Origin of the sequence: Bacillus sp. NEAU-242-2, assembly GCF_027853835.1 — a bacterium.
GTDB classification, from domain to species: Bacteria; Bacillota; Bacilli; order Bacillales; family Bacillaceae; genus Bacillus; species Bacillus velezensis.
On sequence record NZ_JAPNNY010000008.1, the window covers coordinates 70,112 to 81,930 of the forward strand.

2 protein-coding genes are annotated in these 11,819 nt (G+C 49.7%); both read right to left on the bottom strand.

Features of this window, described 5'->3' with window-relative positions; translation table 11 throughout:
- Nucleotides 1-5 precede the first annotated feature (5 nt).
- A complete protein-coding gene (locus tag OWN49_RS18195) occupies nucleotides 6-7,703 on the bottom strand; it encodes a non-ribosomal peptide synthetase (protein ID WP_176283356.1) in 7,698 nt (2,565 codons plus the stop codon).
- Between the two features lie 25 nt (nucleotides 7,704-7,728).
- A partial coding sequence (locus OWN49_RS18200; protein ID WP_270908867.1) for an amino acid adenylation domain-containing protein occupies nucleotides 7,729-11,819 on the bottom strand: 4,091 nt, incomplete at its 5' end.

Below are 11,819 nucleotides of genomic sequence, written 5' to 3' on the forward strand. Positions count from 1 at the left end.
CTTTTCTATAGTTTGTTGACGGCTCCCATAATGTCATTCAGATCTTCCAGCGTTAACTCCTCGTCACTGAAATCAGCGGCGCTCCATTCACGCTCCTCTTTTCCTGTGCAATGCGTGATGATCTGCTTGAGAAAGGTATGAAAATATCCCGTCAAAACTTCAATCGTTTCTTTTTGATACTGAAAACGGTTGTACACGACATGCATGCTGAGACATTCCGACGATACGGAGCCGCTGATATCAAGTGTGTACGGGCGTTCCCAGTCTGGGCTGACTTCATTTCCCGCTTTTACGGGAGAAACACCGAAGCCGCTGGAACGGATTTCCCGGTCAAACTGTCCCAGATAGTTAAAACTGATTTCAGGAGAATCAGATTCAGTCTCTCCCCAGAGTTTGCTTATATATTTCAGCACCCCGTATCCCGCTCCTTTATGCGGTATGCGGCGCATCATGTCTTTTGTCCGCTTAATGTGATAACCGAGACGCTCACCGTCATCAGGCTGATCTTGAAAACTTGCGTCAACCAATACCGGATAAATTGACGTAAACCAGCCGATGGTTCTGCTGATATCAAGATGCTCCAGGTGCTCTTCCCTTCCGTGGCCTTCCATGCTGATTTTGAATGCCTCGTTTCCGGTCCATCTGTTCAGCGCAAGGCTTAACGCGGCAAGCAATAATTCGCCCGTCTCTGTTGTGTATGCTCTGTTCGCTTCCGTTAACAGCTGCTCGGTCTCCTGTTTTGTCAATGTAACGGTCATCACATCTGTATCTTTCAGAAGATTGGAAGAGATACGGGCATCTTTCGGAAGCGGTTTGACCGCCGCTTTTTCTCTTTCGGACCAGTAGTCTGCTTCCTGTAACAGCCGGCGGCTTTTTGCATAATCAGAGATTTGCTTTGCGTAAGTCTGATAGGAATCGGTTTTCGCCGGAAGCGCGGTTTCTTTTCCTTCGAGCGCCTGCCTGTAGCACGCGGTGAGATCTTCAAATAAAATCCTCCATGACACTCCGTCAATGACAAGGTGATGAATGGAAAGCAGCAGATGATCGCCATCAGCGGCATGAAATAAGCCGACAGCTACGAGCGGACCCGTCTCCAGCCGAATGGAAGTTTGAATACGGGCGGCCGCCTGTTCAATTGCGGCGTGCTCCTCTTGTAATGAACCTTTCTCTCTTACGTCATGCGTTTCAAACGTAAAGAGTTCTTCTTCAGAAAGGTTTTCCGCTCTGTTATATTGAATCACCGATCCGTTTTGCGTGCCGCATACCATCCGTAATGCGTCATGATGAACCGCGAGCTGTGCCAGCGCTTTTCTCATAGCAGATTCATTGATTCTGTCTGCACTGCGGAGCATAACGGACTGATTAAAATGATCATGCGGCAATGATTGCGAAAAGAACCAGTGCTGGATCGGCGTCAGCGGCACGTCTCCCGTGACGGGAGACTGATCAATCACGCGGCGGACTTTCCGGAGCCGCATCGACACTTCTCCCAGTGTCTGATGCTCGAACAGCTCGCGGACGGTCGTTTCATAGCCCTGCTGTTTCAGCCTCGCACATACTTGCAGCGCTTTAATCGAATCCCCGCCGAGATGGAAGAAATGAGCATTGGGGCCGAGTCCTTCAACACCTAAGAGTTCTTCCCAGATGTCAGCCATCATTTCTTCAGTTTCATTTCTCAGGCTGATATCATCTCCAAGGCTTTCATTTAATTCAGGCTGCGGGAGTGCCTTCTCGTCCAGCTTCCCATTCGCCGTCAAAGGCAGTTCATCAAGCTCTATCAAGCGGGCGGGAATCATATATTCCGGCAGAAAAGCTCTGAGAGAGGCCTGAATCTCTGCTTCTTTTATTTTTTCGTTCCCGTGTATGACCGCGTATGCGTAAATGGAGTGCTGACCGTGCTGATCAGCACGTGTGATCACGGCGGCCTCTTTCACGAAGGAAAGCTCCTGCAGCGCTGATTTTATTTCTCCCAGCTCAATTCTGTGGCCTCTGACTTTTACTTGCGCATCTATCCGCCCGACATATTCCAGCTCGCCATTTGAGAGTCTTTTGGCAATATCGCCCGTTCGGTAGAGCCGCATGCCGGTATTGTGCGGATTCGTGATGAACCGGGAGGCGGTTAAATCATCCCTGTTTACATATCCCCTCGCGACGCCTTCCCCGCCGATATAAAGCTCACCTGGAATTCCGATCGGCTGCGGATTCATATAGGCGTCCATGACAAAAGCATGAAGGGTTTCCAGCGGTCTGCCGATATTGCTTTTATTTCTCTCAATATCATCCATCTTCAGTTTTTTGCATGTGACGTGAACCGTGGTTTCCGTAATGCCGTACATATTAACAAGCTCCGTCTCCGGGTACTTCTCTTTCCAGCTTTTCAGCATGCCGGGCTGAAGCGCTTCTCCGCCGAAAATGACATATCGAAGCTTCAGCTTGTCCGCATGCCCGGCCTCTTCATGAATGAGTCCGGAAAAAGCCGTCGGCGTTTGATTCAGCACCGTTACGCCTTCACTTTGCAGCAGCTGCCGGTACAAATGCGGATCACGGGCTGTTTCTTTCGGCACGATAACTACCTTTCCGCCGTATAAGAGCGCGCCGAATATTTCCCAGACAGAAAAATCAAAACAATAGGAGTGGAACAGCGTCCAGACGTCTCCAGAGCCGAAATCAAACGGCAGTCCTTTATGTGTGATAAGGCTGATGACATTGCGGTGTTCCGTCATAACGCCTTTCGGTTTTCCGGTTGTGCCCGATGTGTAAATCACGTAAGCCGGCTGTTCAGGCGTTATCATTTCTTTCGTTCTGTCTGCTGAAACGGATTCAGGCTTATCAATGTATAATACCGGCAGCCCGTCCATTCCGGATATCCCAAGACCCGATTGCGTCAACAGAACACGCGCGCCGCTGTCAGTCAGCATAAATGAAATCCGCTCGTCCGGATAGTCAGGATCAATCGGCAGATAAGCCCCTCCCGCTTTTAAAATACCGAGAATCCCAATCAGCATATCCGGGGATCGTTCGGTCATAATTCCGACAATCTGTCCGGAGCGGATGCCGTTTTCCGACAGCATATCAGCGATTCGATCCGCCTTGTCATTGAGCTCGCGGTAGGTGAGACGCTCATCGGACATAACGGCTGCAATTTGATCCGGCATTTTTTCCGCCTGTGCTTCAAATAAACTGACGATCGTCTCATGCTTCGGATACTCAGCTGTTTGATTTTCCGCTTGAAGAAGCATCTGCCGCTCGTTTGTGTCCAGCAAATGAATGTCAGACAGCTTCTGCTCATCATCCGATGCGATTTGTCCTAAAAGCTCTTTAAAATGACCGGCCCACCGTTCGATCGTATCTTTTTCAAACAACGCGGTACTGTATTCAAAATGAAAATCCAGTGAGCCGTCCGGCTGTTCCTCGGCATGAAGCGTCAAGTCGAATTTTGAAATGTCATGTTTCACTGCATGTGAAGAAACGGATAAGCCCGGAAGGTTCACTTTGAAATCATCACTGTTTTGCAAAACGAGCATGGCATCAAACAGCGGATTGCGATTGACTTCCCGGTGTGTATCAAGCTTTTGGGCAAGTTCTTCAAACGGGAAGTCCTGATGTTCGGCTGCGCCGAGGGCAAGCATTTTCACCTCTTCTAAATAAGCGCGGAATGTCTTATCCCCTTTCGGCCTGCTTCTCATTGCTACGGTATTTACAAACATGCCGATGACCCCATCAAGCTCAGCGCGGCTTCTGCCGGCCGCAGGTGAACCGACGATAATGTCTTCCTGCCCGCTCAATTTAGAAAGGAACAAGGAGTAGCCTGCCAAAAGAATCATATACAGCGTCGAACCCGTCTCATCCATAAGCCGGCGCAAATTCTCCGCCGTTTCTTTTTGAAGGCGCGTTCGTACAACGGACCCGCTGAAATCAGGAAGCTGCGGGCGCTTTTTATCGAGCGGCAGATCAAGAACGGGAATGTTTTCCCCGATCGCATCCAGCCAATACCGCTCATGTCTTTTGAATTCTTCAGCGGCGAACCGCTCATGCTGCCAGACGGAAAAATCTTTGTACTGAAGTTTTAACGGCCGCAGCTCTTTTCCTCTGTACAAATCCGTCAATTCTTGAATCAGAACGCTCATTGACACACCGTCTACGATAAGATGATGCATATCAAGCAGCAGAAAATGACGTTCTTCAGTGGCTTTGGCTAAAGTCACTCTCAAAAGCGGCGCTTGTTCCACGTCAAACGGCTTGACGAAAGTTTCCATTGTCGCTTGAAGAAGTGTCCCGGATGGCATGTGAATCTCTGTGAGATCGAGATCGACATGTGAATGTATGTGCTGCATCGGCTCCCCGTTTCGCAAAACAAATGATGTGCGTAACGCTTCATGCCTTTGTAACAGCGCTGAAAAGGCTTCGTGCAGACGATCACGGTTGAGTCTGCCGCTCAGCTCCAGACAAGCGGGCATATGATAGCCCGTACTGTCCGCCGCAAGCTGATGAAGGGCATAGAGCCTTTTTTGCGCAAAAGATAGCGGGTACAAGTCCTTTGCCTCCGCAGGCATGATTTCTGCATATTCTCCTCTTTTCCTCTGTTCTAGGAAGCGGGCCATGCTCTCGATAGTCGGATGTTCAAAAACATGGCGGACGGCAAGTTCAATTTGCAGCCGTTTATGTATCTTTGAAACAAGCGACGCGGCTTTCAGCGACTGTCCGCCGATTTGGAAGAAATCATCTCTCATACTGATGTGTTCCCGTTTCAGCACTTCTTGCCAAATAGACAGCAGCTCAGTCTCAAGCATTGTGCGCGGAGCTTGATAATCACCGGTTCTCTCGGCTTCTTTCGGCTCAGGAAGTGCGGCCCGGTCAAGTTTTCCGCTCACAGACAGCGGCATTTCCGTCAATTTGGTAAAGCTTCCCGGGATCATATAAGCAGGTAATCTCCCGGCCAATTCGGCATGAGGATCAAATGTCACACCGACGTTTTCCAGTACGACATAAGCTGCAAGCTCCTGTTCCCCGTCCGCCGTTTTGCGCACGGTGACTGCCGCCTCTTTTACCCCGGACAGACTTCTGAGTGCCGTTTCGATTTCTCCTAATTCAATTCTGTAACCTCTTACCTTCACCTGATCGTCAAAGCGTCCCATGTATTCAATCGTTCCGTCCGGTAAAAATCGGGCTGCATCTCCCGTTCTGTACAACCGTTCACCTTTACGAAACGGATGAGGGGTAAAGACTTTGTCCGTCAGCTCTTTTTGCTGAAAATATCCGTCCGCCAGACCTTTTCCGGAAATACACAGTTCACCGACGGCTCCGACCGGCTGCAGCCGATCTCCGTGCATCATATAGACAGAAGTGTTGGCAATCGGGCGCCCGATCGTAATCCGGCTGCTTTTTTGCAGGTTGCGCAGAATCGTCGTGGCCACACTGTTTTCCGTCGGTCCGTATTCATTCAGCAGCTCGGCATTCGGGCATATGTTGCGGCTCGCTTCCACGATATCAGGGGTGGCCGCTTCCCCGGCAAATGTCACCGCCCGAAGCGTCTGCGCATCCTTTTTCGTCAGCGAATCAAGCAGAACGCGATACAGAGACGGAACGATCAGAAGATGGCTCACTCCGTGGCGGGCGATTTTCTGTTTTATTGAAAGGACGTCTTTCGCATCATCTTCATCAGTTAACAGTACACAGGCGCCCGACAGAAGCGGAGTGAAAAGACTCGTTAATGACCCGTCAAATACGTATGAAAAAAGATGAAGCGCTATGTCTCCTTCTGTCATCCCGTATTCTTCACGCCGCCATTGCAATGTATTGCTGATCGCTTTGTGTTGTACAAGCACCCCTTTCGGCCGGCCTGTCGTTCCGGAAGTGTAAATGACATACGCCCAATTTCCGCTGTCAGACACCGGCGGAAGCGGTGCGGTCTGCTGGGAAACCGTTTCCTCCATGATGACGACGCTGCCCTTGAAATGCGGCGGAATGAGGGGGAGCAGGTCTTTTTCAGTCAGGAGCAGTGAGGCTTCACTGTCTCTCAGTAAAAATGAAATCCGTTCAGGCGGAAATTCCGCATCAATCGGCATATAGGCGCTGCCCGACTTCCAAATTCCGAGCAGAGCGGCAACCGTACTCATTGATCGGCGCAGCATAACAGCGGTGATCTGATCGGAACGGGCGCCTTTTTCCCTTAACGCATGGGCAATCTGATTCGCCCGCTGATTTAATTTTTTGTAGCTCCAGCTTACTCCGTTATATCTCAACGCCTCTTGGTCAGGCGTTATTGCCGCCTGTTCTTCAAACAGCCCATGAACGGTTGTCTCAGGGTACGGACGGTTCGTTTCGTTAAACGAATGAATCAGGGCTTCTTCCTCCGGAGGTACGAGACTGATGCTTGATAAAAGCCTGTCCGGATCTTCCGTTACACAGGAGATGACCTCCAGAATATGCCCTTTGATCCGTTTCATGTCTTCCCGATCGTAGATGCCCGCATTGTAGCTGAATTTCACATAAAACTCTTCTCCCGGAACGATGACGACGTTAAGATCGTAATTGGTTTCTTCCGCCATCGAAAAGTTTTCAAGTGAGAGCGCACTGCTTTCCGTTTGCTGCCAGCCGTTTACCGCAGCCTGCATCTGAACCGGATAATTTTCAAAGACCAGGATATGGTTCAAGAGATCTTTTTGCAGACCGCTCTCGTTTTGGATGTCATAAAGCGGATAATAGCTGTGCTCTTCCGCAGCGAGTGACTCTTTTTGCACCTTTTTGAGAAGAGAAGAAAAAGTCATATCACCAGCCGCGCGCACCCTTACCGGCACGGTATTGATAAACAGTCCGGCCATGGATTCAATGCCGCTGATAGCTGACGGCCTGCCGGAAACAACTGAACCGAAGACGGCATCTTCAGTCCCGTTGTAACGATGGAGAAGCAGACCCCAAATGCCCGTAAATATAGTATTCAGCGTGACCCCGATGCCTCGGGCAATGTCTGTCAGTTTTTGCACGGTTTCAGGCTCAAGGGAAAATTGAAAATGCTCAGATGCATAACAGTTTTTCGCCGGCTTATTCTTCGTTTGCGGAACGGAAACGGTTTCTCCGTAATCTTCCAAGCAGCGCGACCAGAACGCTGACGTCTCTTCTTTATTCCGGCTTCGGAGCCATTTGATATAAGTGCTGTAAGGAGCCGGACTGCCGAGGTTTACAGACCTGTTGTTTCGGATCGCATAATACATGCTGAAGAAATCTTTCAGTACAAGGCCCAAGCTCCAGCCGTCCATCATAATGTGATGATGAGTCCAAACGCATGTATGGCGGTTTTCTCCCGTTTGAAAAAGAGTCAAGCGCATTAAGGGGCCTTTTTGCAGATCAAACCCCTTATGCCGGTCGTTTTCCTTAAATTCGTCAATGATGCTTTGCTGCCGTTCTTCCGAATAGTCTGAAATGTTCTCAGTCTGTACGGCAGTGTCACGGAGTGAAAGGACAACCTGCTGCGGCCCTTCAAGGTCAGGCACTTCTTTTATGAAAATCGTTCTGAAAATATCATAACGGCTGACAAGCATATCCAGACTTTTTTGGAATGTATCAATGCATAAATCCCCGCTGACTGTAAACGAAATCTGCTCGACATATGCGTTTGATCCGGAATCCAGAAGCGAATGAAACAGCATGCCTTCCTGCATATATGATAAAGGGTAAATATCTTGAATTTCTGTCGCTTGTGTCACGAATGCCACACACCTTTTTATGAAATTAAAGTCCTTTTACGAGATCTTCAATGCTTGATAGTGCTTGAGCGGTCAATTCTGTATGGCTGTAATCCGTTAATGTTTTTTCCCGCTCTTTCTTGCCGGAACAATGGGCGATGATGTCCTCGAGGTGAGTATGGAAACGATTCATGAAGAACTCGATTGCCCCCGGTGCAAATACATCGGTATAAACGGCTTTTACCTCCAGTTGCCCGGCCGCCACCATCGCGTTAATATCCAGATCAAACTCGCGGATGCGCCCGGATGCTATATCATGCTGCGGCTTGAACGGTGACATCTTCAGCGTCCCCTCAAGACCGTCAAACGCACCGAGATAGTTAAAGCTTATTTCTGGGTCTTTATAAAGAATGTTTCGCGAATATCTCAGCAGCCCGTAGCCGGTTCCGTGATGAGGAACCCGTCTCATCATGTCTTTTACCGTCTTTATGCGGTGCGCGGTTTTTTCGCCTGAGCCGTCCGGCACTCTCATATCCAAAAGCACCGGGTAAACAGATGTAAACCAGCCTGCCGTTCTTGACATATCAATGTCAGGAATATGCCCTTGGCGTCCGTGTCCTTCAGTGCTGATAAGCATCTGTTCGGAACCCGTCCACTCATGAAGCGCCATTCCAAGCGCCGTTAAAAGCAATTCATGAACATCCGTTCCGTATGCCTGCTGTGTTTCCAACAGCAGCTGCTTCGTGACTTCGCTGCTTAATATCCACGATGCAGTGTGCGCGTTTTCCTGCAATCGTCCGGCGTTTTCATCAGTTATTTTCGGCAGCGGCGCTGTTTTACCAGACATCACGCTGTCCCAGTATGCGGCTTCCTCCAGCAATGCTTTGCTCTTGGAAATGTCAAAAAGCTCTTCAGCATACTTTATATAAGAATCGCTTTTCGGCGGCAGTTCGATTTGTTTGCCGTCCAATGCCTGCTGATAAGCTGTCTGCAGATCTTCAAGCAATATCCTCCATGACACGCCGTCCGTGATAAGGTGATGAATCGTGATAAGCAGATGGTCGGCTTCTTTCAGCCTGAACACTCCGAGATGAAGAAGAGGGCCTTGATCAAGGCGCATAGCCTGCTGTATTTCTTTTTCCTCAGCGGCTATCCGTTTTTCCGGCTGTGTTTCTTCTGAAAGATCTATGACGTTAAGCGTAAAGATTTCTTCATGCTGCTCTGTGATTCCGCGGTTATATTGAACAACTTCCCCATGCTCATTTTCAGTGAAAGTCATTCGCAGCGCATCATGATGTTCTGTCAGCGCGCAAACCGCCTGATACAGCGCATCTATTTCGAGGCTGTCTTTACTGCACAGCATGACTGATTGGTTATAATGAAGCTCAAACGCACCCGGCTCCTCAAAAAATCTCTGCTGGATCGGTGTCAGCGGAGCGCTTCCTTCTATCGGGCCCTGATCAGCCGTTGCAACAGCCGGCGTGAGGTGTTTCGCGAGTTCTGCAATCGTCGGGAACTGAAACAAATCGCGGATCGACATGTTCCAGCCTTCTCCGGCGAGTCGGGCTGACACTTGAAGCGCCTTAATGGAATCTCCCCCAAGCTCAAAGAAAGAGTGATGAATTCCCGCTTTCTGAATATGAAGCACATCTTCCCAAATCCGGCATAACATCGCCTGTTTTTCATCGCCGGGCGCGACAAATGCCTGTGATGAATGTATCTCTTCTGCCGGCAATGCCGATTTATCAAGTTTGCCGTTCAGTGTCAGGGGCATGCTGTCTAAACCGATAATATGAGACGGCATCATATAAGCCGGGAGCTCCTGCATAAGAGACTGGCGGAGTGATGAGATATCGGCCTCTTTAGGAACGATGTATGCCGCTAACCGGGCTTGTCCTTCGGCATCTTTCATCACGGTAACAGCCGCTTCTTTGACTTGATCGTGTTTCAAAAGCACACTTTCTATTTCTCCCGTCTCAATTCTGTATCCCCTGATCTTCACCTGCTTATCAATCCGCCCTTGAAAACGAAGAGTTCCATCCGGCAGCCAGCAAGCCTGATCTCCGGTTCTGTAAAGCGTTTCTCCCGTTTGTAACGGGTCACTGAATGCGTCCTCTGTCAGCTCAGGCTGTCCCCAATATCCTTTGGCGACGCCGGCGCCCCCGATATACAGCTCTCCGAAAACGCCGATCGGCTGGACCTGTTTGTCTTTGTTTAAGATGTACATTTGCACATTCGGAAGCGGAACACCGATCGGCACATCATCTTCCCGCGGCTCTTCGCTCATTCCGGCTTCATAATACGAAGAGTCAATTGTCGCTTCTGTTACACCGTAGCTGTTAATGATCCGCATTTCTTTCCCAAAGCGTTCATGAAGCGTATAAAAATCTTGCGACTTGATCATATCTGAACCAAGTACCAGTATTTTTACGCTTTGCAGCGCGAGTTTCCGGCGGTATATATATTCCATAAACGGAACAATCAGCGCGGGTGTCGACTCCATAAACGTGATACGGTGCTGATCAATGAGCCGATAAAGCTGCTGCGGCTCAAGCCGGACGTCATCCGGACAAATGACAAGCGTTCCCCCGTTTAGCAGGGCGCGTGCAAGATCCCCTGAAAATACATCAAATGAGAAACTCGCCATCTGCAGCACTCTGACCGGTATAAGATCAAGCTCATAAATCCTGCGCCATGCAAGTGCTGCATGCGTAAAGCTGCGATTTCTGACTTCGACTCCCTTCGGCGTTCCCGTTGTTCCCGAAGTATATATGATATATGCGGTATCATCCGGTGACGCTGCCGGCTGAATATTCTTTGCAGAAATATCGTATTGATCTTCATAATCAAGCTGAATGAGAAATAAATTGTGATCCGTCAGCTGTGAAGCAAGTTCTTTGTATTCTGACTGCACCATCAAGACGGATGCCGCGCTGTCTTTTAATAAATAGCGAATCCGTTCCTCAGGATAATGGGAGTCAACCGGTATATACGCCCCTCCCGATTTCATGACGGCAAGAACACTGACGATCGCTTCAATCGAACGGTTTGCTAATATGGCTGCTCTTTTTCCCGGACCGAATCCATTTTTCTGCAGTGTTCGGGCAAGACGGTTTGCCCGCTCATTGAGCTGCAAATAGCTGATCTGTTGTGCTCCTTCAATAACAGCGGTCTGATGAGGCGTTTCTTCTGCTTTCTCTTCAAACAGCTGGTGAAACAGTTTGTGTTTTTCCATGAATTCGGTTTGTGTGTTATTAAACTCAATCAGTAACTTTTGTTTTTCTTCTTCATCCAAAATGTCAGCTTTCGATAGTGTGACTTCCGGTTCGGCGGCAACATGGCGCAAGAGATTCAGTAAGTGGCCCATCCAGCGTTCAATCGTTTCTTTCATAAAAAGCTCGGTGCTGAATTCCATCTCAAAGCGGATGTTTCCGTCGGATTCAGCCGCTGATAAGGTCAGGTCAAAACTTGATACATCATGTTCGGTATGCTCTGATCGTGACGCCTTCAGACCGGCCAGATTTATCTCCTCTCGCTCCATATTCTGAAGAATAAACATCGCGTCAAACAGCGGATTGCGGCTCATGTCCCGCTGCACGCCGAGCCGTTCCACCAGCTCTTCAAACGGGTAGTCCTGATGCTCATACGCCTCAAGCGCCGCCTGGCGGACTTCCGCCAAATAATCGGTAAACCGTTTGTCCCCCTTCGGCTCCGTTCTGATGGCGAGCGTGTTGACGAACATGCCGAGAATCGGTTCAAGGTCTTTGTGCGGACGCCCGGCAATCGGCGAGCCGACAATGATGTCTTCCTGCCCGCTCAATCTCGCGAGTAACGTATTGTACGCGGCGAGAAGCACCATATACAAAGTGGAGCCGTGATCCCGGGCGATGCGGTGAAGGCCGAATGCCGTTTCAGCGTCAAGCGTGCACGATACGCTGCCGCCCGCAAAGCTTCTGACAGCCGGACGGGGCTTGTCAGCCGGAAGCTCCAGCACCGGAAGCTCTCCTTCTAGCCGCTTCAGCCAATACGCTTCCTGCTTCTGATACCCTTCTTTCTCCTGAAACGACCGCTGCCAGACGGCATAGTCTTTATATTGAAGGCGCATCGGCGCAAGCGAACGGCCTGCGTACAGCTCGC